General features: G+C 60.5%; 18 protein-coding genes. 3 read left to right on the top strand and 15 right to left on the bottom strand.

Features of this window, described 5'->3' with window-relative positions:
- Positions 1-512 precede the first annotated feature (512 nt).
- The 12 genes from GT019_RS26060 to GT019_RS26005 form a co-directional block, all read right to left on the bottom strand.
- Entirely contained in the window at positions 513-2,114 is a 1,602-nt protein-coding gene (locus GT019_RS26060; RefSeq protein ID WP_161746370.1) for a glycoside hydrolase family 3 protein, read from the bottom strand.
- Positions 2,115-2,166: 52 nt separating this feature from the next.
- A complete protein-coding gene (locus tag GT019_RS26055) occupies positions 2,167-3,855 on the bottom strand; it encodes a response regulator (RefSeq protein ID WP_161746369.1) in 1,689 nt (562 codons plus the stop codon).
- Between the two features lie 5 nt (positions 3,856-3,860).
- Positions 3,861-5,657 (bottom strand): sensor histidine kinase, encoded by a 1,797-nt coding sequence (locus tag GT019_RS26050; protein ID WP_161746368.1) that lies wholly within the window; start codon positions 5,655-5,657, stop codon positions 3,861-3,863.
- An 87-nt stretch (positions 5,658-5,744) separates the two neighbouring features.
- Complete coding sequence (locus GT019_RS26045; protein WP_235949408.1) at positions 5,745-6,656, bottom strand: carbohydrate ABC transporter permease; 912 nt, start codon at positions 6,654-6,656, stop codon at positions 5,745-5,747.
- Positions 6,656-7,537, bottom strand: a complete 882-nt coding sequence (locus tag GT019_RS26040; protein WP_161746367.1) for a carbohydrate ABC transporter permease — start codon at positions 7,535-7,537, stop codon at positions 6,656-6,658. Before GT019_RS26040 ends, GT019_RS26045 begins: the two co-directional genes overlap by 1 nt.
- Before the next feature lie 159 nt (positions 7,538-7,696).
- Positions 7,697-9,112, bottom strand: a complete 1,416-nt coding sequence (locus GT019_RS26035; RefSeq protein ID WP_161746366.1) for an extracellular solute-binding protein — start codon at positions 9,110-9,112, stop codon at positions 7,697-7,699.
- Between the two features lie 247 nt (positions 9,113-9,359).
- Positions 9,360-10,337: an aldo/keto reductase gene (locus GT019_RS26030; RefSeq protein ID WP_161746365.1), complete on the bottom strand. Its 978-nt coding sequence runs from the start codon at positions 10,335-10,337 to the stop codon at positions 9,360-9,362.
- A gap of 167 nt (positions 10,338-10,504) precedes the next feature.
- Positions 10,505-10,921: a hypothetical protein gene (locus GT019_RS26025; protein WP_161746364.1), complete on the bottom strand. Its 417-nt coding sequence runs from the start codon at positions 10,919-10,921 to the stop codon at positions 10,505-10,507.
- 42 nt (positions 10,922-10,963) lie between these two features.
- On the bottom strand, positions 10,964-13,909 hold the full coding sequence (locus GT019_RS26020) for a DEAD/DEAH box helicase (RefSeq protein ID WP_161746363.1): 2,946 nt from the start codon (positions 13,907-13,909) through the stop codon (positions 10,964-10,966).
- Positions 13,906-15,477, bottom strand: a complete 1,572-nt coding sequence (locus tag GT019_RS26015) for an SWIM zinc finger family protein (protein WP_161746362.1) — start codon at positions 15,475-15,477, stop codon at positions 13,906-13,908. Before GT019_RS26015 ends, GT019_RS26020 begins: the two co-directional genes overlap by 4 nt.
- Before the next feature lie 177 nt (positions 15,478-15,654).
- On the bottom strand, positions 15,655-16,950 hold the full coding sequence (locus GT019_RS26010; RefSeq protein ID WP_161746361.1) for a UDP-glucose dehydrogenase family protein: 1,296 nt from the start codon (positions 16,948-16,950) through the stop codon (positions 15,655-15,657).
- Positions 16,947-17,939 carry a sugar phosphate nucleotidyltransferase gene (locus GT019_RS26005; protein WP_161746360.1) on the bottom strand — a complete coding sequence of 331 codons (993 nt, stop codon included), beginning with the start codon at positions 17,937-17,939 and terminating at the stop codon, positions 16,947-16,949. The genes GT019_RS26010 and GT019_RS26005 overlap by 4 nt, the downstream gene beginning before the upstream one ends.
- A gap of 189 nt (positions 17,940-18,128) precedes the next feature.
- Between GT019_RS26005 and GT019_RS26000 the strand changes: the two genes are divergently transcribed.
- A complete protein-coding gene (locus GT019_RS26000) occupies positions 18,129-19,154 on the top strand; it encodes a glycosyltransferase (RefSeq protein ID WP_161746359.1) in 1,026 nt (341 codons plus the stop codon).
- Positions 19,155-19,844: a glycosyltransferase family 2 protein gene (locus tag GT019_RS25995; protein ID WP_161746358.1), complete on the top strand. Its 690-nt coding sequence runs from the start codon at positions 19,155-19,157 to the stop codon at positions 19,842-19,844.
- Positions 19,845-19,914: 70 nt separating this feature from the next.
- On the opposite strand, the gene GT019_RS25990 is transcribed toward GT019_RS25995, so the two are convergent.
- Positions 19,915-21,231 (bottom strand): nucleotide sugar dehydrogenase, encoded by a 1,317-nt coding sequence (locus GT019_RS25990; RefSeq protein WP_161746357.1) that lies wholly within the window; start codon positions 21,229-21,231, stop codon positions 19,915-19,917.
- Between the two features lie 113 nt (positions 21,232-21,344).
- Here GT019_RS25990 and GT019_RS25985 point away from each other — a divergent pair, with 113 nt between their 5' ends.
- Positions 21,345-22,217, top strand: coding sequence for a glycosyltransferase family 2 protein (locus tag GT019_RS25985; protein ID WP_161746356.1), 873 nt, complete (start codon positions 21,345-21,347; stop codon positions 22,215-22,217).
- Between the two features lie 6 nt (positions 22,218-22,223).
- Here the strand turns inward: GT019_RS25985 and GT019_RS25980 are convergent, their stop codons facing one another.
- On the bottom strand, positions 22,224-22,958 hold the full coding sequence (locus tag GT019_RS25980; protein WP_161746355.1) for a YheC/YheD family protein: 735 nt from the start codon (positions 22,956-22,958) through the stop codon (positions 22,224-22,226).
- Between the two features lie 272 nt (positions 22,959-23,230).
- A complete protein-coding gene (locus GT019_RS25975) occupies positions 23,231-24,979 on the bottom strand; it encodes a sensor histidine kinase (protein ID WP_161746354.1) in 1,749 nt (582 codons plus the stop codon).
- Positions 24,980-25,130 lie beyond the last annotated feature (151 nt).

Here is a 25,130-nt window from a genome sequence, read left to right as displayed (position 1 = left end):
ATTAGGCACGCCGCCAGCGTTCGTCCTGAGCCAGGATCAAACTCTCCATAAAAGTGGCCGAAGCCATTTTCAGGATGCGCTTGTTAGCTCATCGCTGACTTACGCGATGAAACTCGCTTCGTCACCAAGATGACGTCGATCGTTTCACCGTATTTATAACCTTTTGACAGGTCGCTCATTGTTCAGTTTTCAAGGAACAAATGTGTTGCTTGTTGATTGTCCGGTTCAAGCCCGGAACTAGAATATATCATATTCGCTAGCAACTTTGCAACTGTTTATTTTCTCCAAGTGGTTCGCAGTGAAGATCGAGACTACTTTGGATGCCACCGGCGTCTCGTTCTTGCCTGGCGACAAGAGTATATATTACTAGGATTAAGAGAGGGATGCAAGTTGTAAAATTTTACAGCCCATAATCGAAGAAGAAGGCTCTCACATGCTTGAATAAACTAAGAGACTGCCCGCAGCGCGGAACAGTCTCGATAAACAAATAACGATGCCCGCATAACTGGCATCTACGCTTCCCAGCGCCAGCCGAACGGAAACTGCTCCGACAACGCGAGCGGCAGGCGTCCCCTTGGCGTGATCTCGCCGATCAACGCGCGGGCCGCGGATTCCAGCGCCAACGGACGGCATTCGTAAACCGCGAGAAAAACAGGCATCTCCGGGTAGACAAGCAAATCGAGCGGATTGCGGACCGAGACGGCCACCGTGCGGTCGCCTGCGAGTTCAAGCAGGCGGCTCGCGATTTCGCGCTCTTCGGCATGCTTCGCCGCATCATAGCTCACGTAGACGATTTGCTTGAATTCGTCGAGACCCGCCAGGGCATCCGAATCTCCTACGCGACGCTCCGTCACGTCCAGCATGCGAATCGCCAGCCTTCCGCCAAGCGTGCCGTCGTCGGTCAGCAATTCGTCCGCCTCCGAGACGGTCACGATGGAAGGCCATAATACGAGCGTTCGCGCCGAACGCTTCAGCGGCAGCAGGCCGCCTTCGTTCTTCACGAGCGTGACCGAAGCTTCGCTCCAATGCCGCGCCGTCGCAGCTTGCTGCGCCGTATTCAGCGCGGGTTCGACTTCCGTCCAGGGTCGAGTCGGCTCCCCGGCTTTGCGTTTCTCCTTCAACCTCATGATTCTCGCCAAGGATTGTTCGATTCTCGCTTCCGTCAGCTCGCCGCGCTCGACTGCGTCCGCAACGGCCTCGACCGCCGCCCGCTGCTTGGAGGGCGTATGGCAAACCAGCACCATGTCCGCGCCGGCCTGCAGCGCCATGACGGCTCCGCGTTCCGGTCCGTAGAACGTATCGATCGCGTTCATTTCGAGGCAGTCCGTCACGATGATTCCCTCGTACCCGAGCTCTTCCCTAAGGAGTCCCGTCAGCACCGGCCGGGACAGGGTCGACGGCAAACCCGTCGGATCGATGGCGGGCAGGCACACATGCGCGGTCATCACCATGTCCGCATCGACTGCCGCGGATTTGAAAGGCACGAGCTCGACCGCATCCAGCCGGGCGCGATCATGCGTCAGCACGGGCAGGTCACGGTGCGAATCCACGCTCGTATCGCCATGCCCCGGAAAATGCTTGACGGTCGCGCTCACTCCCGCGCTCTGATAACCGCGCACCGCGGCGAGGCCCAGCTCGCCGACGACGTCCGGCCGGTCGCCGTATGACCGGACATTAATAACGGGGTTGTCCGGGTTGTTGTTGACGTCGACGACGGGCGCGAAATTCAAATTGATGCCGAGCGCCCGCAGCTGTTCGCCGCATATCGAAGCCGTCTCGAAGACGCCTTCGGCGCTGCCCGCGGCGCCGAGCGCCATATTGCCGGGCATCAACGTGACGCCCTTCGCGAGCCGCGACACCATGCCGCCCTCTTGGTCGACCGCGACAAACATCGGCGGACGTCCGGCGCGTTCCGCTGCTGCCATGAAACTCCCCGTCAGCCGGTGCACTTGCCCGGCGTCGACGATGTTGCGGGTAAAATAGACGACCCCGCCGATTCCGTGCTCCGCGATCATCGCGCCGATAGCTTCCGACGGCTCGTGGCCATGGAACCCGAACACGAACAGCTGACCGATTTTCTCCCGCAAACTCCAAGTGTCCCACGCTTCTCCCATATCGGCTCGCCTCTTCCCGTTGCTTATTCGATATGCGGACGGCTGGCGCCGCTTATCGTTCTTCCTCCGGCTCTTCGTCTGGGTGCGCCTGCGACCCAGCCCCCTGCAGCGACATCCGGTATTCCGTCGGATTCCGGCCCGTGTATTTCATGAATACTTTCGTGAAATAACGCCGTTCCGAATAGCCCACTTCCTTTGCGATCTGAGCGACGCTCTTCGGCGTGTCCCTCAGCAGGGCTTTGGCAGCTTCCATCCGCTGCCGCGTCACGTATTCGATGAACGTTTCCCCGTAGGCGCCCTTGAAAAGCAGGCTGAAGTGGGAGATCGACAGGCCGACGTACGACGCCGCCTCCTCGACGCACAGATCGCGGAACAAGTGACGGTCGATGAAGTGCTTCGCTTCCGTCATCTGCAGCTCGGAATGCTTCCGCTTGTCCGTGGAACGGGCGACGCCTTCGCTGGACGCCTGCCGGATGGCGGCGAACAGATCCTTCACGCCGAAGCGCAGGTCCATCTTGCGCCAAAGCGCCTCTTCCTGCTCCCGCGGCAGCAGTTCCGCTTCCTTCAGTTCCCGCATCAGATGCAGCGCCAGAAAATGCAGCCAAGGCTTCAGCCGGCCTTCCGCTCCTCCGTTCGCCTGCTGAAGCTGCTCGGCGATTCGCCGCTGCTCCTCGCTGACGCCGGCCTCATCGCCCCGCTTCATGGCGCCGATCAGCCGTTCCGCGATATCCCACAGCGTCCGGCCGACCTCATAGACGGAGGGCTGCTCGCTGCCGTAAAAGGCAATTTGCCCGGCATCCGTCGACAGCTGCATGCCGCGCTGCACGATCTTGTACGCTTCCGACAGCCGGTTCATCGCCGCAAGCTTGTAGTAGACGCCGGCATGCAGCCGCAGCTTCGCGTTCTGCCGCACGGACTGCAGCAGCAGCTCGATCCAACCGACGACCCGCCGACCGCAAAGCTGCTCGCGAACGGACGCCGTCGCCAGCCCGCCCTGCGTTTCCTCGTCCGCGCCGCCGAGCATGAGCACGCACCACTCCCCGTCGCGCATCTGGATGACGCAATGCGGAAGCTCCGCGTTCCGCAGCGTCTCCCGCAGTACGTTGCAAACGGCGAAATTCCACATCTTCCGCTCTTTGTCCGGCCATTCGCGCCAATCCTTGGCATCCTCGGAGCCGACGTCGATATCGAGCACGATAAGCGTGTATTGGGGTTCGCCGATCGTCTGCTCCTGTCCCGCCATCAGCCAATGATCGGGCGTCAAGTCCGCGTAGTCCATCAAGACGTCGTAGAGGATCTTCTCGTTGGCCAAATCGATCATGCGGCCCAGCTTGCTTCGTTCCTCGCGCTCCCGCGCCCGTTTGCCGCGCTGCTCCGACATGACCCGGGCGATGACGCCCGTCAGCTCGTCGTACGGAATCGGCTTCAAGATATAATCTTTGACCCCGTACTGGATCGCCGATCGCGTATACGAGAAATCCTGATAGCCCGACAGCATGATGACATCGCAAGGCAGCCCCCGCTCACGGATGCTGCGGACAAGCTCCAAACCGTCCATGACGGGCATGCGGATGTCGCACAGGACGAGATCGACGTCCTCGGCCGACAGCAGCTCCAGCGCCTCGACGCCGTTCTTCGCCGTGCCCGCGATTTCCAAGCCAAGCATGCCCCAAGGGATGACCTTCTCCAAATTACGCGTGATATGAAGCTCGTCGTCGACGAGCAGCACCTTGCCGTTCATGCGTTTCACCTCTGCTTCGGAATCTTGATCCGGATGACCGTGCCATGCCCCGCCGCGGAGCAGAGCCGAAGGCCGTACTTGGGTCCGTAATGGATCCGCAGCCGGTCCGCGACGTTGCGAAGCCCCATACCCCGGCGCTCGCCCTGCTCCGCGACGTTCATCCCGGTCTCCCGAAGCCGGCCGGGGCCGTTGACGCGTCTCAGCGCGACTTCGTCCATGCCGAGGCCGTCGTCCGAGACGACAAAGACGAGATCGCCCGCCTCCGCCGTTACCGCGATGCGGATCGTGCCGCCGTAGGGGAGGCCCTCGAAGCCATGCTGGATCGCATTCTCGACGAGCGGCTGCAGGGTCAGCTTCAAAATCGTGCAATCCAGCGCTTCGTCCGGGATCTCCAGCTCGTAGCCGAACAGCTCCTCGAAGCGGTATTTCTGGATCTCGAGGTAGCTTCGCACATGCTCGATCTCTTCGCGGACCGTGATGATCTCGGAAGGATGCATGCTCGTGCGCAGCAAAATGCTGAGCCGGCGCACCATCGCCATGATTTTGCCGCCTTCGTTCTGGGCGGCCAGCGCGTTGATCGACTCCAGCGTATTAAACAGAAAATGCGGCTTGATCTGCGCCTGCATGAGCATCAGCTCCGCCCGCTGCTTGCGTTCCTGCTCGGTCCGGACCTCGCTCAGCAGCCGACCGATCGTATCCACCATGCTGTTGAAGCTGCGCGCCAGCAGGACGGTCTCGTCCTTGCCCTTCGCCGGCACGCGGATGTCCAGCAGTCCCTGTTCCACAAGACGCATCTTGCGCACGACGCGGATGATGGACTTGGCGACCCGGCTGACGAAGAAGATGTTGAACAAGATCGCGAAGATCAGGCAGAGCAGCGTGATCCCGCCGATCCACTGCACGAAGCGGACGTTCTCGCTCGTCAGCGACTGCCAGGACTTGACGGAGACGAGCACCCAGCCGCTCCGATCGAGATTGTACGCGGAGATGAGCGAGTCTTCGCTGCCGAACAATCCGCGGTAACTCGCGTAACGCGCGGTATCCTGCAGGTTCAGCTTCGTCTCGCCGCCGGCCAATCGGCCGTTCAGCTCATGCCGGCTGTCCAGCATGACGAGCCCGTCCCGGTCGATGATCAAATACCGCGTCTGCGTCTGCTGTTCGCCGGTCAGCGTGAAGTCCTGCAGCATGTTGTCGACCTCGTCCGACTTCACCTGCGTGACCATGATCCCGGAATCGTTCAGCGTATCGGCATCCTTGACCAGGCGCATCTGCGTGAACAACGCGGCGTCCGTGCCCGTCAGCTCCGGCTGCTCGTAGGGACCGAGCCAGAGCGGGCGGCCGGCGAGCCGCATGATGTCGGGATAGACCGAATGGCTTTGCAGCAAATCGTACGGGATCGGCTTGAACGTCGTCGGGTCGTTCCGGTACGAACGGAACATCGTGCCGTCCTTGCCGTAAAGCACGACCATGCTGAGCGCGGGATGCTGGAAAAGGATCTTGCCGAGGGATTTCTCGTATTGGCTGATGGCGATCAGCCGGCTCGCGTCGTTGACCGAATCGCGCGAGCTGCGCAGGGCTTCCTGAACGCTCGGGTTCGTGACGCTGGAATCGGTGAGCTGATCAAGCTCCCGGAAGAAGTAGCGGATGTTGCCGCCGACCGCCTTGAGCGTGATTTCCGTCTGCTCGCTGTATTTCTTCTCCAGCAGATGCTCCGAATTCAGAAACGACGCGATGCCGAGCCCGATCAGCGGCACGACGATCAGGGTGATGAACGCAACCAGCAGCTTGGGACGAAGATTCATGGGCGGAAGGCTCCTTGGAATAATGGCGTCTCCTGCATGGGCGCGCGGCCGGGCTCCGCCGTCGCCGCGCTGCGGGAAGCGCCGGCGTCAGCCTTTGACGCTTCCCGCGGTCATGCCGTCGATGATCTGGCGCTGCAGGAACATGTACACGGCGAGCACCGGAATAATGCTGATGATGACAGCCGCGGACAGCGACGCGAAGTTCGTCCGGTAGCCGTCGTTGAAGGTCGCCATGCCCGTCGGCAGCGTGCGCAGCGACTCCGACGTGACGAACAGCTGCGAAAAAATATATTCGTTCCAGTTGCCGATGAAAGCCAAGATGAATACGGTTACCAAAGCCGGCACCGTTATCGGAAGAATGATTCGGGCGAACAGCCCCGCCGCCTCCAGCCCGTCCATGATGCCCGCCTCTTCGAGCTCGCGCGGAATGGACTGCATGAAAGCATGGAGAATAAAAATCGTGATCGGCAATGCATAGGTGCAGTATACCAAAATAAGCGAGCGAAGCGTATTGATCAGATGGATATCCGTCACCAGTTGATACAGTGGAATGAACACCGCGCTCGGCGGCACGATCAACCCCAACAGAACGAACGCGTAAACCCGCTTGCTGAGTCCCTTGAACGTCATCCGCGAGAGGGCGAACGCCGTGGCCGAGGAAAGCAGCAGCGTCAGGAAACAGGCGGCCAGCGTGACGAACAGGCTGTTCAGCGCATAGGTCCCGATATGGGCGGTCTCCCAAGCGGCTTTATAATTGGCGAAATCGAGCCGCTTCGGCAGCGCCCACGTATTGACCGTGATTTCGCGGTTGGTCTTGAAGGAAGACAACAGCAGCCAGACGAGCGGGAAAAGCACGAGGACGACGTAAGCCCAGAGCAGCGCATGCATCGGCAATTGACTGCTCCGAAGGCGAAGGCGGCCCGGCAGGCCGCCGCTCGAGGCGACCGGCTTCTCGGCGTTCATTTGCGTTTCCGTCTGCGTTTGCGCCGTGCGATTCATCAAAACTGCACCTCCTCCGACTTGGACATTCGCTGAAGCACGCCCGTCATGATCATCGTGATGACGAACATGGCGACGCCGATCGCGCTGCCGTAGCCGAGCTCCAGCGACCGGAATCCGACCTTCAGCATATACGTGGACATGACCTCGGTGGACTGGAACGGCCCGCCGTTCGTCATGATCTGGACGATGTCGAGCACCTTGAGCGTGCCGGAAACGGTCAGCAGCAGAATGACGAACAGGATCGGGCGGATGAGCGGCAGCGTGACGAGCCGGGTCTCGCTCCAGCCGTTCACGCCGTCGATCTTGGCCGCGTCCGTAATTTCCCGCGGGATGTTCAGAATCGCGGCCAGGCAGAGCACGATGAAGAACCCGACGTTTTGCCAGGCGTTCGCGATCAGGATGGAGAGCATCGCGAGATTCGGTTTCGACAGCCATTCGAGGGCCCAGCCATCGCCGCCGACGAGGCGCAGGGCTTGGTTGATGAGCCCGGATTCGTAGTCGTACAGCACGCCGAACAGGATGGCCACGGTCGCCGTCGAGATCACGACGGGAATGAACACCGCGGATTTATAAAAGCCGCGCATGCGCCGGACCTTGCTGATCGCGACGGCGATCAGGAACACGAGCGGTATGTTGACGATAAGCGAGAACGCCATGAAATACAGGTTGTTGCCGAGCGCCTTCAGAAATACCGCGTCCTGCAGCAGCCGCTTGAAGTTGTCGATCCCGATGAACACTTTCGGGGACACGCCGTCCCATCGGTAGAGCCCGTAGATAAACGAAACGATGACCGGATAGACGAAAAAAAGCGCGTACAGCAGCAAGGTCGGCACGACGAATGCCGCGTAGGTCCATGGATTCCGAAGCGCTTTGTTCATGGGGGACCTCCTGGATATGAGCGGTATGAAGCAAAAAAGAGGATGCCTTGCACGGGAGGGCACCCTCTTTCGCGAACGGTTCGGCACGGGGCCAAGCAACGGCGGTACCGCGCCTTTGGCTATTTCGATGCTGCGTTGCAGTGCTTCGGTGTTCGATTCTTATTTCTGCGCGTTCGCCTTGTCTTGCGACGCCTGGATTTCCTTGGCGACGGCGTCCGGCTTCTTCACTTTGCCGATCAGCTCCTGCAGGCCCACGCCAACGTCGGCGCCGACGCTCGGCTGCACGATGGCGTCGAACGCTTTCCAGGAGGAGGACGCGCTCGCCATCACCTGCAGCACTTCGGAGATCAGCGGATCCACGCCGGACAGGTCGGAGAGCTTCATCGACGGAAGGACCTTGTCTTCGAGCAGCGTGCGCTTCTGAATGTCTTCGTTGAAGAAATTTTTGATGAACGCTTTGACCATCGCCTTCTGGTCGTCCGACAGGTTGGACGAGAAGCCGAAGCCGTTGGAATAGCTGGCGTTGATCGAGGTTTGATCGCCTTTGCCGCCGGCGATGGACGGGAAGGAGAAGTAGCCGATGTTGCCTTTCAGGTCGCCGGCTTCGTCGCCCGTGAACCGGTTGGCGTCCCAGGTGCCGGTGAATACCATGGCCGCGTCGCCTTTCAGGAATCTCGCGCCCTGTTCCGCGTACGGCAGACCGAGCGAGCCTTTGGTGAAGTAATCGTTGTCGACGAGCTTCGCGTAATCCGCGAACCCGGCCACGAAGTCGGGATCGGTCCACTTGGTCGCGCCCGTGACGAGTCCTTCGAATCCCTTGATGCCGACATGGCGCTCCATGACGGTATTCCACAGCATGCCGTTGACCCAGGCGTCCTTCGCGGCCAGCGCGAACGGCGTTTTGCCTTTCGCCTTGATCGCGTCGGCGAGCGTCATCAGCTCGTCGAACGTTTTCGGAACGGTCAGGCCCATGTCCGCGAACAGCTTCTTATTGTAAAAAACGCCTTCGCTGTACCCGCCGAACGGCAGGCCGTAAACTTTGCCGTCGATGGTGAATTCGTCCAGGCTGGCAAATTGGTCCTTGATGCCGAGTTCGTCGATGATCGGCGTCAGGTCGAGCATGCGGCCCGCCTTGACGTACAAGTTCAGATCCGCGCCTCCGAACACTTCGAAGATATCGGGCGGATTGCCCGCCGCCATCTCCGCCTTCAGCTTCTGGTCGCGGTTGACGACCTCGTCGATGCCTTCCAGGTTGATCTTGAGGCCCGGATTCTCCCCGAGCGTCTTCGCGACGACGTCCTGGAGGATCTTGAGCCGGACCTTGCTCGTTTCCTTGATCTGCGTGTGGCGGAGCGATAACGTCACGTCCTTCGCCACGGGTTCGTTCGCCGGTTCGTCGGCCGGTTCCGTACTTGAGTTCGCGGGAGCGTTCGCATCGGATTTCGCGGGTGCGTCGGCGTTCGCGTTGCCCGTCCCCGCCGAATTGTTCGCTTTGTCGTTCGCGGAACCGCAAGCCGAGAGAACGAGCGAAGCCGACATCAACGTCGCCGCGGCGACTGCCAAGCCTTTCTTCATCGAAATGACCTCCCCATTTATATGGTGTTCATGGTTCCAGGTTCTTGCCGCCGTTCCTTACAAGTCAATTATAGTCGGGGATGGAAAAAAGCAGGAGGTCGAAATTACGATGGGTCCGGGCGACTTTTCGACGGAGGCGAAGGGAGAGGGGAAAATAAAACGGCCCGCAGGAGGAGAACATCCTGCGGGCAGCGTTTTCAATCAGAGGATAATACCCTTCATGTCAGGTTAAATGGACGTACGGGCCTTACCAGGCGTACGCGCGGGGCGCGTCTCCGCCGGGACCCGGGAAAATCTCGTCGATGCGCGCCAGGGTCGCATGATCCAATTCCAGTTCGACGGCACGCAGGGAGCGCTCGAATTGTTCCAGCGTCCGCACGCCGATGATCGGCGCGGTGACCGCGGGATTGGCCAGCAACCACGCCAACGATACGACGTCCTCGCGCTCGCCGAGCTCGTCGCAAAGTCCCGCATAGGCCGCCAGCTGCGCCGCATGCTTGTCCAGGCGCGACTTGTCGCCGCTCCGCTTGCCGGCTCCGCCGCGATTCGCGTTGCCCGCGAGCAGGCCTCCGTCCAGCGGGCTCCACGGGATGACGCCGATGCCGAGGCCCTGCGCCGCCGGCAGCACTTCCAATTCCGGCAAACGGCAAAGCAGGTTATATTTATGTTGTTCCGATACGAGACCGAGTATGCCGCGCGCCTTGGCTTCCCCCTGCGCTACGGCCAGATCCCAGCCCGCGAAGTTGCTGGCGCCGACATAGCCGATCTTGCCTTGGTTCTGCGCGACCTCGAACGCGTTCCACAGCTCGTCCCAGCCGACGTTGCGGTCGACGTGATGCATCTGGTACAGTTCGATGTGATCGGTCTGCAGGCGCTGAAGGGAACCCTCCAGATGGCGACGGAGCTTGTAAGCGGACAAGCCGCTGGCTTGATTCGGACCGTCCGTCTTGTCGTGCATGTCGCCGTGGAATTTGGTCGCCAGCACGGTGCGCTCGCGGCGTCCGCCGCCCTGCTTGAACCAGCGGCCGATGATTTCCTCGGTGCGTCCGGAATTCTCGCCCCAGCCGTAGATGTTGGCCGTATCGAAAAAGTTGATGCCCGCGTCAAGCGCCGCGTCCATGATCTTGAACGCTTCCTGCTCTTCCGTATCCACGCCGAAATTCATCGTGCCCAAGCACAGGCGGCTGACCTTCAACCCAGAACGTCCCAAATATGCGTACTTCATTCCTACACAGCTCCTTTGGATGAAACCGGATACAAACAGCCCTATGCGCAGGTGGCTTCCCTTGCCGTTCTCCGGCTTCGATTGGAATAAAATAAAAAAATGAGGAAGGGAACCCCAACCTCATCATTATATAGAAAAGCTAGCGGCAAAAGAAATGTCATGAAGTCTTATTTACCGGAACGCATATCCGTTACCGCTTCCCGGATCGCGCGGTAAAACGCGCGCCATTGCGGGGCGGCGCCTGCCGGACCGATGGCGGGATCCCCGCCGTCCTCGCGATCCGGGCCGATCTCGAGTCCCAAGTCCCCGGCTCCGGCGTCGCCCTCGTCGGGCGCGGACGGCCTGTCGCCGCCTGCCGGCGCTGCGCCGGGCGCCGCGCCTGATGCGGCAGCTGCACGGCCCTCGCTGCCCCCGGGTTCTCCCGCACGGCCGGCTGTCGCCCCGTCGGCGGTACGCCGTCCGTTCTGCCGATCGGCGATGGACTGCCGAACGGCGGAACCGCCGGCATTTGCGCCGTTTGCCGCCGGTGAACCGGAATCGGCTTGCCCTGCGGCGCCTCCCTCAATCGTTTGCTCATCCGACATGCCGTTCGCTCCCTTCGCTTCGCGGCGGTCCGCCGCGCTCGCTTACCCTTTCAGCCGATGCTTCCGCAGCGAGAACAGCTCGCGCAGCTCGTCGGTGGACAGCTCCGTGATCCAGTTCTCCGAGCCGCTGACGACTTGGTCGTTCAGCAGCTGCTTGCGGGAAATCATGTCGTCGATCCGTTCTTCGAGCGTGCCCAAAGTCACGTACTTGTGCACCTGCACGTTGCGGCGCTGGCCGATCCGGAACGCGCGGTCCGTCGCCTGATTCTCGACGGCGGGATTCCACCACCGGTCGAAATGGACGACATGGTTCGCCGCGGTCAAATTAAGCCCCGTGCCGCCCGCCTTCAGCGAGAGCACGAACGCGCAGCCCGGCACCGCTTCGTTCTGGAAATTCTCGATCATCGCGTCGCGGTCGGCCTTCGGAACCGCGCCGTACAGATACGGCGTCGGCAGGCCGATCCGTTCCTCCAGCAGCCGTTTCAGGGTCGCGCCCATCTCCACGTACTGCGTGAAGATCAGGCAGCGTTCCCCTTCCGCCGCGATTTCCTCGACCATCTCGAGCAGCCGAAGCAGCTTGTTGGAGCGTTCGGGGTCCCAAGCGCCCGGCGACAGGTCGCGGTCTTCCTTCAGCAGCAGGCTCGGATGATCGCAGACCTGCTTCAGCCGCGTCAGCGTGGAGAGGATCATGCCGCGCCGCTGCAAGCCCCCGGCTTTCTCGAGTCCCGACATCAGCTCCGCCACGATATTCTCGTACAGCGTCCCCTGTTCGACCGTGAGCGACAGGTACGTGTTCATCTCGTTCTTCTCCGGCAGCGAGAGCTGAATGGCCGGATCCTTCTTCAACCGGCGGAGCATGAAGGGCTTCACCCAGCGCTGCAGCTCGGCGATCCGATCCGCGTCCCGATCCTTCTCGATGGGGAGCACGACTGCTTTGCGGAATTCGTTCAAGCTGCCGAGATAACCGGGATTCGTGAAATCGTACAAGGACCACAGCTCCGTCAGCCGGTTCTCCATCGGCGTGCCCGTCAGCGCCACGCGATGGTTCGCCGACAGCCGCCGGATCGACGCGGATTGCTTCGTGTAGTAGTTCTTGATGTTCTGCGCTTCGTCCAGGCAGACGACGTCCCAAGCGACGTTCGTCAGCTCGGTCTCGTCGATCGGCGCCAGCGTGTACGAGGTGATGACCAGATCCGCGTCCGCCGCCGCGGCGGCGAACTCTTCGCCGCGCGGACGCTTGGGTCCGTAGTGCACATGCACGCGGATGCCAGGCGCGAAGCGCTCCAGCTCCTTCTCCCAGTTGCCGATGACCGAGGTCGGGCAGATAAGCAGCGAAGGGCCGAGGCCGCTGGTTTCCATGACATGCTGCAGGTAGGCCGTGAACTGAATCGTTTTGCCGAGGCCCATATCGTCGGACAAACATGCCCCCAGGCCGAAGCGGCGCAGAAAGGCGAGCCACGACACGCCCTGCAGCTGATAAGGCCGCAGTTCGCCCTGGAAAGCTTCCGGTTTGTCGACGAGCGGCAGCTCGCTGGATTCGTTCAGCTTCCCGATCCAAGCCGTCAGATGCTCGTTCAGCTCGACCTCCGCGTTAAGCGCCTCGCCGATCTCGCTCTCCGGCTCCAGCTCCGTGCCGCCGCGCAGATGCATCTCGAAGACGTCCCGCATCGTGAAGCCCTGCTTGCCGCCGTTCTTCTTGAGCCATCGCCGCAGGCGCTCCATGTCGCCGGGATCGAGATGCACCCATTCGCCGCCGATCTGCATCAGCCGCTTGTTCTCGGCCGCGAGCTTCATGAACTCCGCTTCGCTCATGTCCACGTTGCCGACCGCGAGCTTCCAGTCGAAATCGACGATCTGCTGCAGGCCGAACATCGACTGCTCCGCGGAGCCGACGGACGACTTGACCTTCGCCTTCAGCTTCATCTTCCGGCTGCGCGCCGCTTCCCACCAGCCCGGCAGCAGGACGGAGCAGCCCGCGGCAAGCAGCTTGACGCTCTCGTGCTCGAGGAACTCCCAGGCCTGCATATCCGTCAGCTCGGTCATGATGTCTGTCGAGGCGCCGCCGCTGCCCGATCCATCGGCCGGCCGCGCCCACTCCGCGAGCGCGGCCGCCCATTTCGCTTCTTCCCTGTCCAGCCGCGCGGCAAAATGCGGTCGCCATTCCTCCGGCGCTTCCGCCGGAAGCGCGAAACGGTCATGCGCGCCGTCTCCCGCGCTAGCGCCGCCGGCGTTCATCGCCGGCTCGAGCGTGAACCATTGCCCGCCCTGCGCCCGGTCCTGCATGGCCGGACGCAGCCGCCAGCCCTGCCGTTCGTTCGGCTCGAGCAGCTGGAGCGCGATCCGGAACGGCACATGGTCCTGCTTCATGCCGATCGAAACGAGCCAGTCGTCCTCGTCCGCCGCCTTCGTCAGCAGCGCTCCTTCGCCGGCGGCTTCCGCGGCGCCGCGCCATGCTTCGGCTGCGGCCGGGTTCGCCGCGATCAGCTCCTCGACGATCGCGCCGAGCCACTCCTGCACCGCGTCCAGATCGCCGCCCGCTTCCAGCCGCGGAACGAGCGCGCGCCAGGTCTCCAGCGCTTCCGTCTCGCCCGGCGGCAATTCAAGCCGCCAGGCGCGGGCTTCCGAGCCCCAGCGCGACCAATCCGGCGCATACCAGCCGTTCAGCAGCGCCTGGCGAAGCAGCGCCGCCAGCTCGGACAGGCCCTGCGCGCGAGGCGTCCACTCGACCTCGAGCAGCCGGACGGGCTCCGGCGCCGACAAATAATCCATGGCGATCGCGGCCGGCAGCACCATCTCCGTCTGCTTCAGCCGCTCGTTGCTGCTTTCCTCGATTTCCGCGCCATACCAGGAAGCCTCGTGCCAGGCGAACAGCAGCCTCCGCAGCCGGATCGTCAAGCCGGCGGCATGCGCCGCGGCGAGCACGATGCCCTCGCCTGCCCTCCAGAACCCGTCGACGACGATCGTTTCCGCGCCCGTGTATCCTCTCATGTGACGATCTTTCCTCTCCAAAGCTCTTCCTGCAGCGCGCGCAGCCGCTGATGCTTCCGAACGATGCCGTCCACGAATCGGCTCCACGCTTCATGCTGCTTTTCCGCTTTATACAGCTTCTCCAACCGCTTCATCAGCTTGACCGCCTGCCGGTAGCCCTGCCTGTTCCGCGTACGTATCGCGCCGTCGATCGCCTGGTGGTACAGCGGGTACAGCACGCGCGGCGCCGCCTTGCCGATCTCCCGCATCAGCTGCACGTCGATCTCGTCGGGCTCGATGCCGAACAGCAGCTGCAAATCCGCCCATTTCTCGTACTGCCGCAAGTCGAGCCAATGCTCGGTGAGCGCCGAATACGAATACGGCAGGAACGAGACGAGGTACCGCTGCCAGCGCGACCTATCCGGCTGCTGCCGGTCCGCCAGCCGGCACATCGAGAGAAAAGGGCCGAACGCCTTCGATTTGCGGTCCTTCGACAGCCCTTCGTACAGATAATCGATCCAGTCTTCCAGCTTGCCCCAATCACGCTCCTCCAATCGCTGCAGCGCGCAATCGCAGGCAAGCAGCGCCGTCCGGTTGAACGCCGTTCGGCCCAGAAGCGCCATCGCATCCCCGTCGCGGTCGTCCGCGAACGCGAGGAACGCCAGCGCCATCGGCACGAAGAAGAGCCCGTACGCTTCCGGCGTCCGCCGCAGCTGCGCGCGCAGCAGCGATTCTTCGCGCGCCGCCCAATCGGCATCCGCGATCAAGCGCGACCACAAGGCGAAATAAAGCGTCTCCCAGCGGTGAAGCTGCTGCTCGCGGTCCATGTCGCGGTCGTGGAAGACCGCCACCAGGCTTTCCACGGCGGCCCGTTCCTCCGGCTTCAGCGCCGCGGGATCCAGCTCGGCGGCAAGCTCCTGGTATTGGTTGATCCACGGCTCCGTCATCCGGGCGAACGCCATCTCGTAATAATAGCGGCTGTAGCTGTCCGTATGGGAATACGCGCGTTCCGACTGCTCCAGCACGAAGGCGATGCCGTGCATCCAATGCAGCCGGCGCTGACCCTCCGGCCAATTCTTCGACGCGGATTTGATCGCAGTCAGTACCGCCTGCAGCGGATGAAGGGAGTGCCGGCATTGCCGCCAAACCTCGCCGTGCTTCTCTTCCATATCCTCCAACCAGCGCTCGGGCTGGCGCTCGATCGACGCCGAATCGCCGGCATTGGCGTCCAGGACGGCCTTTCCTCCGAACGGAATGCCGCTCAGGAACCGGTTATGAATGTCGTCCGGGCTTTCCCCGATCGTCGCGCAATACGCATAAAACACGGCCGCCATGTGCTTGCAGGCGCCTTTCACGGGGCAGGTGCAGGTGCTGAACTTGAAATCGTCGCTGTCCAGCGTGACCGCGTAGATCGCCGTCCCCTGCACGACGCCGTAGACGGAAAAGCCCTCCATCACCTGAACGGAGAGCACCTTCTCGCGGCGGTAGTAATCGAAGCCTTTCTCCAGCACATCCAGCGGAACGCTGTTCGCGATCGCAGCCGCCAGTGCCCGAAGCCGCCCCTCATCCAGCTGAAAAAACGTGCTCATGGCGCCCCCCCGTTCGTTGATACCCATTCCTCCCATTATACCACATTCGACGGCGATATTACGCTTGCGCGCAAGAAGTTGCATCCGTGCGGGCAAAGAACAAAAAAAACGACCCGTAAAAGGCGCCCTTGCGGGTCCTTTCGCGAGTCGACTTTTCTTCCCTCCGGCGGAATCGTCTTAATGATCGTTCCCGATGCTTTGATAGAAATACCCCATGCCGCGCATCCGCCCGGCATCCAACATGTTGCGCCCGTCAAAGAAGTTGGGCTGTTCGAGGAACGCTTTCGCCTGCGCCCAGTCCAGCTCCGCGAACTCGGTCCATTCCGTGCACAGCATGACCGCTTCCGCCCCGAGCAGCGCTTCCTCCGGCGTGGAACAGACCGTCACGTCCCGATAGGAAGACCGGTCCGGCAGCGCCGCGACCGGATCGTACAGCCGTACGCTCGCCTGCTCGAGCAGCAGGCGGTCGATCATCCGCAGCGCCGGCGCTTCCCGAATATCGTCCGTATCCGGCTTGAACGCAAGGCCCAGCACCGCGATCTCCTTGCCCGCCAAGCTTCCGAGGCGCGCCCGCGCTTTGTCGAGCAGGTAGGCGAATTGACCTTGGTTGACTTCCATCACTTGGTCCAGGATGCGCAGGTTCACTTCGTGCTTTCTTGACGTCATGACCAGCTCCGAGACGTCTTTCGGAAAGCAGGAACCGCCGTACCCCAGGCCGGCTTGGAGAAAGCTTGGCCCGATCCGCGGATCCAGCCCCATCCCGTCGGCTACCTCTTTGACGTTGACTTCCAGTTCGTCGCATAATTTCGCGAGCTCGTTCATATACGAGATTTTCGTGGCGAGAAACGCATTGGACGCGTACTTGATCAGCTCCGCCGTCCTCGGCTTCGTCACGATCCAAGGGCAGCGGAACGAACCGTACAGCGTTCGAAGCTGCCGCGTCGCCCTCGCGCTGTCCGTTCCGATCACGATGCGATCCGGCCGCAAGGCGTCTTCCACGGCCTTGCCCTCCCGCAGAAACTCGGGATTGGAGGCGACATCGAAACGATAGGGCTGCCGCTGCGCGGATTCGATCCATGCTTTGACCTGCTCTTGCGTGCCGACGGGGACGGTGCTCTTGGTGACGACGAGCTTGTAGCCGTTCATCGCGCGCCCGATATCCTCGGCCGCTTGCCGTATATAGCGCAGGTCCGCGTTGCCGTCCGGCCGCGAGGGCGTCCCGACGCAAATGAAGATAACGTCATGGTCGGCGATGGCGGTCTCGCTGTCCGTCGTAAAGAGCAGACGGCCGCTCCGCACATGCTTGGCGATCAGGTCCTCGAGGCCGGGCTCGTGAAAATGCAAGCGTCCCTGCCGCAGCCGTTCGATCTTGCCGGCATCGATGTCAAGTCCGGTGACCTGCCAGCCCGATTCGGCGAAAACCATGGCGGTCGTTGCCCCTACGTAGCCCGTACCGATAATCAAAATGTTCAAGGTTCGTTCACTCCTTCGTCGATGCGCACGCCGGCGAAGATGGAATGATCGCCGATGATGACGTTTTTCAACGGGAAAGGAAGGTCTTTGGCATGAACCCCGTTTAGGATGATGCTGTTCTCGATCTGACAGTTGTCCAGCTTGGAGCCCTCGCCCACCGACACGTACGGGCCGATCCGGCAGTCCTTCAGCACGCAGTCCTTCTCGATCGATACCGGTTCCACGATCGTGCACCCCTCCAGCCGGACGGAGCCATGAATCCGGTTCTTCGAGGCATCCGTGCCCAGCAGTTTCTGATTGGCCTTCAGCCACCTGTCCATCGTGCCGACGTCGATGTTCAGCTGATCGGTCACGTGGTACGCGACGGCTTGCCGCTGCTCGATCAACCGCTGGATCGCGTCCGTGATTTCGTACTCTCCCCGCTTGGAAGGCCGGATCTCGCCGATCGCGGCGAAGATGTCCTTCGTGAAGGCATACGCCCCGAGCACCGCCAAATTAGACTTGGGATTCTTCGGCTTCTCCTCGAGACCGACGATGCGCGCACCTTGAATATCCGCGATGCCGTAATCCTGCGGAACCGCGACTTCCGCGAGCAGCAGGGATGCTTGTACCCCGCCAAGTTCGATGTCGTCCTTCAGCGCGGATAACGGAGCGGAAATCAAGTTATCCCCCAGAAGCAGCAGGAATGCCTCGTCCGATACGTAAGCCTTCGCTTGCTTGACCGCATGCGCGATTCCTCTCGCCTCGTGCTGATAGATGTACGTAATTGAAATGCCGAGCGCTTCCCCTTCCCCGAATTGCTCGCGAATGCCCGCTTCCTGGGATGGATGGATCACGATGCCGACTTGATCTATGCCGAGCTCCATTAATTTCACGATCGATAATTGCAGCAGGGGCGTATTCGCGACAGGTATGAGCGTCTTCGGCCGACTGTAGGTAAACGGATATAAGCGGCTCCCTTTTCCCGCGCAGAGAATCAATCCTTTCAACAGCCTCTCTCCCCTCTTCATCAACTGCTATTATTCTATGAAAACTGTTTTCACTTGGTATAGGCCATATGCTACGAGAGATTAATAATGCGGCTGAATTTGATGAATGCGCCGTGCCCTGCTCGGGAGTCCGCTCATATCCTACAATGAATGCCTATGGAAGACACTGACCTAAGGAGCTGGGGACGTTTGAGGATTGCGCAAATCTCGACGAATACGATTCCTGTGCCGCCGAAGGATTACGGGGGCACGCAGCGCGACGTTCATTATTTGACGGAAGAATTGGTCAAACGGGGGCACGAGGTGTTTCTGTTCGCCAAGAAAGGATCGACCTCGAACGCGACCCGCACGTTTGAATACGAATCCGACGATCCGCAAGAACAGCTCGACTTCATCATTAAGAACCTCCCGGATGACGTGGACATCATTCACGATCATTACGGCATCGTCGCCAAAGCGAATCCGCCGATTCCGACGATCTGCCAATCGCACTCCAAAGGAATCAAGAGCCGCGTGCAGATCCCGGTATACGTCAGCAAATTCATCCTGCGCAAGTACGGGAAACGCCGAGGCTACGCCGTCTACAACGGCATCCGCATGGACGATTACACGTTCCGGACCGCCAAGCAGAAATACCTGCTTTTCCTGGGTAGATTGATCAAGGAAAAGGGCGTCCACCTGGCCATCAAGGTCGCCAAGAAATCGGGCAGGCGGCTCATCATCGCCGGCACGCTGAACGATAAGCGCTATTTCAACGCCAAAATCAAGCCGCATCTGGGCAAAAAAATCCGCTACGTCGGCACGGTCGGCGGAGACCGCAAACGCGAGCTGCTCGCCAACGCCAGCTGCGTCCTGTTCACCTCGACGTGGGATGAACCGTTCGGACTTGTCCTCGTCGAATCGATGGCGAGCGGCACGCCCGTGCTCGGCTTCCGGAAGGGCGGCGTCGCCGAGGTGCTCCGGGGCATGCCGTCGCTCCTGTGCAAGACGACCTCCGGCATGGCGGCGAAGGTCAAATACCGCAAGCGGCTGCCCGCGGCCCGCAGACTCCGGCGCTATGCCAGAAGCCGCTATTCGGACATCATCATGACCGATTCCTTCCTGAAGCTTTACCGCAAGGTCATCAACAAAAAACTGTATAAAATCAAGAAAAATACATTATGGAACCGACGCAAGGCCAAGCTTCAAGCCGCGGCGAATGGAGATGACGACTAGATGATCACCGTGATCGCCTGTACGATGAGACCTGCCTTCATCGACAACGTTTTCGAGAATTACGACCGGCAGCTCTGGAAGAACAAACAAATGATCATCGTCTTGAACAACGACAGCATGGATATCGAACAATATCAGCAGCGGGCCAGCCAATATCCGGAGAACGAGGTCCGCGTGTTCCAGCTGCCGCAAAAGTACATGCTGGGCAGATGCCTGAATTACGCCATTAATTTGGCCGAAAACGGACTCATCGCCAAGTTCGACGACGACGATTATTACGGTCCCAAATTCCTCCGCGAAGCCGCCCGGGCGATCAAGCGGGGCAAAGCGTCCATCGCGGGCAAGCACACCGCTTACCTCTACTTCAATGCGACGCGGGCGCTGATGGTGTTCCGCCGCGGGGGCGAATGGAAATACAAACGCAGCGTCAAAGGCGGGACGCTGGTTTTCCGCAAATCGGTCTGGCGGCGGGTCAAATTCTCCGAGTACAGAAAGTCCGGCTCGGATTCGAACTGGCTCGGCCGGTGCCTCCGGCGCGGATATCGCATCTACTCCCTGTCCAAGCGGCATTACGTCTGCATCCGGCGGAAAAATTACAACAGCCATACGCAGAAGAAGAGCACGCGCCGTTACATGTCGCATTGCCGCCTGGTACGCCGAACGAAATATTTCAAGCGCTTCGTCAATTAGCGCGGGAAGCGCGCGGAAAACAAGCAAGGTCAACCCGCCTTCCGGAGTTGACCTTGCTTCGTTGGGGCCCTTACCGGTCCTTTCGCGCGCCGTTGCCCAGCGTCACGAGCTTCGCGCCGGGACGAACGGCGGCGACGACGTTGCGCGTGTCGTACACGAAGGAGCTGTGCTCGGCGATCAACCGGACCGGCAATTCGTCATGATGCGTCAGCACCAGCAGGCAATCCGCCTCTTCGAGCGCGGCCGCGGACAGTTCGCTCCGCGCCATGACGCTCCCGTCCGGCAGCTGTACGGAAGCGAGGTACGGATCGTAATACCGCACGTCGGCGCCGCGAGCAAGCAGGGCTTCCATGATCGCCATCGCGGTCGATTCCCGCGCGTCGGCAATGTTTTGCTTGTACGCGACGCCATAGATCAGGATGCGCGCTCCGTCGACGGTTGTCCCCGCCGGCAAATGCTTCTCGATTTCTTGCACGAGATAGGCCGGCATCCGGCGGTTGATCTGTTGGGCGGCCTCGATAAAACGGCTGGCCGCGCCCGACTGGGCGGCTTTCCATTGCAGGTACAGCGGATCGACGGGAATGCAATGCCCGCCGATGCCGGGACCGGGATAGAACGCGCTGAAGCCGTATGGCTTCGTGGCGGCCGCTTCGATGATTTCCCAGGCGTTCAAGCCCAAGCGCTCGCACAGCATCGCGATTTCGTTGACGAAGGAGATATTAATGAACCGGTAGCTGTTCTCGAGCAGCTTCATCGTCTCCGCGGCTTCCGTCGAGGAGAGCGGGATCACGCTGTCGAACGCCGTCCGATAGACGGACGCGACCCGCTCCAGGCATGCATCCGTCACGCCGCTGACGACCTTCGGAATCTGATGAATGCCCAGGCTGCGATTGCCGGGATCGATGCGCTCGGGAGAATAAGCCAAAAAAAAGTCGGTTCCCGCCCGCTTGCCGTTCGTCTCCAGCAGCGGCTTGACCTGCTCCGCGGTCGTCCCCGGATAGGTCGAGCTTTCGATCACGACGAGTTGGCCGTCAGCCAATACGGGCGACAGGCTGCGGCACGCGTCGAGCAGGTATCCCAAATCGGGGGCGCCGTCCGGGGCTAACGGAGTCGGCACGCAGATAATGACGGTTTCGGCAGCCGACGCCATGGCATAGCGGTCGGTGAACGCAAGCCGTCCGGACGCGATGCCGCCGAGAATTTGCCGGTCGGGCACGTCCTGAACATGGCTGCTCCCTTTCCCGAGCGCCTCCAGCTTGCGCTTATCCGTATCGAGCGCGATGACCCGGTATCCGCGCGCGAGGAAATTCATGGCCAGCGGCAGTCCCACGAACCCAAGTCCGACGATGCATACCGTTCCCGCCGCATCCTGGTTGTACGCTATCATGCAATCTTCTCCTTCCGACGCAGCTCTCTTCTATAATCTATGATTCGAGCTTGGAGTCGGCCTATGCGCATAGCCCGTTGCGAGCATCCATATTTTCATAGGAGGCGAAGAAGATGTCCACGAATGCGAACGCGGGCGTCACGGTCATTACCTCGACGATCCGGACCGAGCACATGCGCGATCTGTTCGAAAATTACGCCCGCCAGGAATGGCGCGTCAAAGAGCTCATCGTGATCGTCAACGACAACGGCATCGCCATAGGGCCGTATAAGGAGCTTGCGCGGCAGTACGCCGACGTCCGCGTCTTCCGCGTGGATGAGCGCAGGAATCTCGGGGCATGCCTGAATCATGCGGTCGCCCGCGCGCGCTACCCGTATATCGCCAAATTCGACGACGACGACTATTACGCGCCGCATTATCTGGATGAAGCCATGCTGTTGTTCGCCAAAAAAAAAGCCGATGTCATCGGCAAACGGTCCTGTTACTTCTTCTTCCCCCACCGATCCGTCCTGCTGCTGCGCAAAACGACGGTAAAGCCTTACGGACGGTGCAGGCGCATTGCAGGCGCGACGATCATGTTCCGCAAACGCGTATTCAAGAAGGTCGCGTTCTCGACGAAGGTGAAGGCGGGGTCCGACGTCAGGTTCGTTCAAGCCTGCATGAAGCAAGGCTTCAAGGTGTTCACGACCTCTTCCTACAACTTCGCCGCGTACCGACGCGCGAACCGCAAATCGCATACCTGGCAGGTATCCGAGGCGCGGCTGCTCGCCTCGAAAGGCGCCAAGATCATCCGGACGGCGGACTTCAAGCCTTACGTGGATCGAACGCTCGACCTGCTCCCCCTGCCGGAGGGGCTGGCGCCGCAGGATTCCCAAGGGACGAACAAGGCGAATGGCACGAACGGAGCAAGCGGCATGAACGACGTGAACGGCATGATTGGCGCGAACGGCCTGTTCGGCGCTTTCGGCATGGGCCCGCGGCGGTAGCGGCCGTTATTTCTTCGCGTACGCTTTGGCGTACCGCATGATCTTGCGGAACACCTTGCGGTCCGGGTGCTTTTTGAAGATATAGGGATCCGGTCTCGTGTTGACTTCCAGGATCCAGGGATGCATCGATTTATCCATCGCGACATCGAGCCCGATCACGTACACGCCGGGGAATGCCTGCTGCATCGCCGCGCCGGCTTGGGCGCCGAGCCTCGACAGCGCCTGCAGCTTGGAAGCCGGTTGATCCGTATGCGCGCGCAGGAGCGCGTCCGCGGCGACGATTTTGCCTCCGCTGTGGTAGTTGGTCACGATTTTGTTCTTGGCGGCGACTCTTCCGATAATGCCCGTCGTTTCCCACGTTCTGGAGGGACTCCACTGCACCATGACGCGAAGATCGAACCTTCTGCCCCCGTATTTCAGCAGATGGATTCCCTTCTGCACGAGATAGCGCCTGCTCCCCGTGCGACGTTTGATCGAGCGGTACAGGTCCGAATAACGAGCGAAATCCCTTCGCTTGTTGCCGACTTGGTAGCTGTAGACGTCGCCGCGCCGTTCCACGCGCATCACGCCGTTGCCGTACATGCCGAGGTCGGGCTTGATATAGACCATGCCGTATTGATTCAACCGATCGAGCAGTGAGGCGCCCGTCATTTTCAAGGTATCGGGCACGTATTGGGCTAGCGGCGCGCTCTTTCGAATGGCGGCCGTCTTTCTCCATTTGCTTCCTACATAACGCGACATAAGATTCCCCTTTTTAGTCGTCTCCCGAATTTGTATTACAACCTATTCAATGTTTTCGCGCTTGTTGCTAGGCGGCTGACATTAGCAGATAGATGTACTAGAAGGCCCGGCGTCGAAGCGAATGTGATAGAGTATGCACGCGCATAAGAAGCAGCCGCCGTCAGAACGGCGCGCAAAAAAAGAGAGGCAGTCCGCCTACCATCTGAAATGGTGTGCGGGCTGCCTCCCTGCAACGAGGACCCCTCCGTGCGTCACGCAAACGCATATTGAAATCAGTACGGAATCTTGACGATAAACGTCACGGTATCCGGCTCGTCGACCGCCATCGATATGACGCCTTTGTACTTGTCGACGATCGACTTCACGATATGCAGGCCAAGGCCCGAATGGCCGCCCGCCTTGGACGAATAGCCGGCTTTGAACAGCGGCTTGTCCTTCAGTTCCTCGGCGCGCGTGCACGTATTGCTGATCGTGAATTGAAAATAACCGGATTTCTGGCTGGCCGACAGCCGCACGCTGCGCCTGCTTTCCTCGTAGGTCATGACTTCATCGAACGCATTGTCGATCAGGTTCCCGAGGAGCCTCGTCATGTCGAGCGATTTCATCCCGAGCTCCAGCTTGTTCATGTCGGTGAATTCCGTCGCGAAGCGGATCTTGAGCATCTCCGCCTGCAGCATCTTGGAGCGGACGAGCGCCGCGAACGCGGGATTGCCGATGCTGATGATATCGTTCATCTGATGAATCTCGCCCGTCAATTCCGCGCTGTACGCCTTCAATTCCTCCGTCTTGCCAAGCTCCGCGAGCGAATGGATCGTCTGGACGTGGTTCAGGAAGTCGTGCCGCTGGGAGCGAATCGACTGGAACAGCCCGTTGATCTCTTCCAGGTACGTCTCCTGCGCTCTCCGCGCCAGCTTGTCCTGCGAGCGGCGATAAGCGGTCAAAATCCAATACAGGATGAGCAGGCTGAGGACGGTCACGCCGGCGATAATGAGGCCGATATAGAAGAACTGCTTGTCGAGCGTGTCTTGGATCATGCTATAGTCCGCGACGAGCGAGAGCACGTACCGCGGAATCGGTTCGCCGCCGCCGTCGAGCATGCTGGCCACTTTCGTGTTGACGTCGATCGGAATGAACAGCTTGATGACATGCTGGCCGTTTACGACCGTATCCTGATACACCTTGCCGTCGGTCCCGTTCGCCAGCTTCACGTTGGCGGTGTCGTTCTTGTGCTTGAACGTATACGCGCCGGCGATGACCGGATTTTGCGTCATGTGGCTGAGCTTTTCCCCGTTGTCCGTGATCGTCTGCGGAGTGCCGTCCGGGAATGTCGATGGATTGATGAGCGTGATTTCCTTCAGCCAACGGTTCGCCAGCAGCGTCTTGGCGATCAGCTTGCCGACGCCCGTGGCCGAATCGTAATCCAGCTGCCTGCTCTCGTAGCTGATGTATGGATCGGTCATATAGTTCGTGGTGCCGTCGTAATAGTAGCCCCACTTATGGATGTTGTTCGTCTCGGTCGTGGAGAATTCGAACGGACCCGTCCAGAAATTCGTCAACGATTGTCCCCAGTCGATGCTGACCGCCTTGTCGTCGTAAAGCTGATTGAACGCCTTGTACCACGGATCCCAGCTGTCGGTCTCGTAGCCCAGCTCCTTTGGATCGGAGGATTTGTACAAGACGATATTGTCCTTCGTCCGCTTCAGCAGCGTAATATCGACCAGATCCAGCTTCTTCGCCAGCTCCTCGAGCTGATCGTTCGACACGTTCTCGACGTCCGGATCCAGCGCGTACTGCGTCGCTATGGAGGCCGCGCGCAGCTCGCGGCCGATCTCGGCCTGGTAGATTTCCGCGCCGTCCCGCGAGCTCTCGATCGAGATCCCGATCTGCTTCGCAACGGAATCCAGCTCATGCTGAAGCCCGTCTTCCAGCGAATTTTTGGTCGTCAAATAATAGATGGTGTTATTCGCACCGAGCAGAACGGCAATCAAGATAATGATCAGCAGCCAAGCATTACGACGCATTCCCCGAACTCTCCGTTCAAATCCTTATTTTATGCGCATTCGCGGATCATAGACAACCTGCCAAACGCTCTCATTATGACCGATTTCCCACGGCATGACAATGTAAGAATTGAACAATAATGGAACAATAGTGCAGAAATCTATCATTATC

The sequence above is a fragment of the Paenibacillus glycinis genome (assembly GCF_009909185.1).
GTDB lineage: Bacteria > Bacillota > Bacilli > Paenibacillales > Paenibacillaceae > Paenibacillus_Z > Paenibacillus_Z glycinis.
This window is presented reverse-complemented; position numbering and strand designations above follow the sequence as displayed.

Coding starts and splice junctions, on each gene's coding strand:
- GT019_RS26060 (WP_161746370.1), bottom strand. CDS start 2,114: ATGGGAGAAGCGTGGGACACTTGGAGTTTGCGGGAGAAAATCGGTCAG.
- GT019_RS26055 (WP_161746369.1), bottom strand. CDS start 3,855: ATGAACGGCAAGGTGCTGCTCGTCGACGACGAGCTTCATATCACGCGT.
- GT019_RS26050 (WP_161746368.1), bottom strand. CDS start 5,657: ATGAATCTTCGTCCCAAGCTGCTGGTTGCGTTCATCACCCTGATCGTC.
- GT019_RS26045 (WP_235949408.1), bottom strand. CDS start 6,656: ATGAATCGCACGGCGCAAACGCAGACGGAAACGCAAATGAACGCCGAG.
- GT019_RS26040 (WP_161746367.1), bottom strand. CDS start 7,537: ATGAACAAAGCGCTTCGGAATCCATGGACCTACGCGGCATTCGTCGTG.
- GT019_RS26035 (WP_161746366.1), bottom strand. CDS start 9,112: ATGAAGAAAGGCTTGGCAGTCGCCGCGGCGACGTTGATGTCGGCTTCG.
- GT019_RS26030 (WP_161746365.1), bottom strand. CDS start 10,337: ATGAAGTACGCATATTTGGGACGTTCTGGGTTGAAGGTCAGCCGCCTG.
- GT019_RS26025 (WP_161746364.1), bottom strand. CDS start 10,921: ATGTCGGATGAGCAAACGATTGAGGGAGGCGCCGCAGGGCAAGCCGAT.
- GT019_RS26020 (WP_161746363.1), bottom strand. CDS start 13,909: ATGAGAGGATACACGGGCGCGGAAACGATCGTCGTCGACGGGTTCTGG.
- GT019_RS26015 (WP_161746362.1), bottom strand. CDS start 15,477: ATGAGCACGTTTTTTCAGCTGGATGAGGGGCGGCTTCGGGCACTGGCG.
- GT019_RS25995 (WP_161746358.1), top strand. CDS start 19,155: ATGATCACCGTGATCGCCTGTACGATGAGACCTGCCTTCATCGACAAC.
- GT019_RS25990 (WP_161746357.1), bottom strand. CDS start 21,231: ATGATAGCGTACAACCAGGATGCGGCGGGAACGGTATGCATCGTCGGA.
- GT019_RS25985 (WP_161746356.1), top strand. CDS start 21,345: ATGTCCACGAATGCGAACGCGGGCGTCACGGTCATTACCTCGACGATC.
- GT019_RS25980 (WP_161746355.1), bottom strand. CDS start 22,958: ATGTCGCGTTATGTAGGAAGCAAATGGAGAAAGACGGCCGCCATTCGA.
- GT019_RS25975 (WP_161746354.1), bottom strand. CDS start 24,979: ATGCGTCGTAATGCTTGGCTGCTGATCATTATCTTGATTGCCGTTCTG.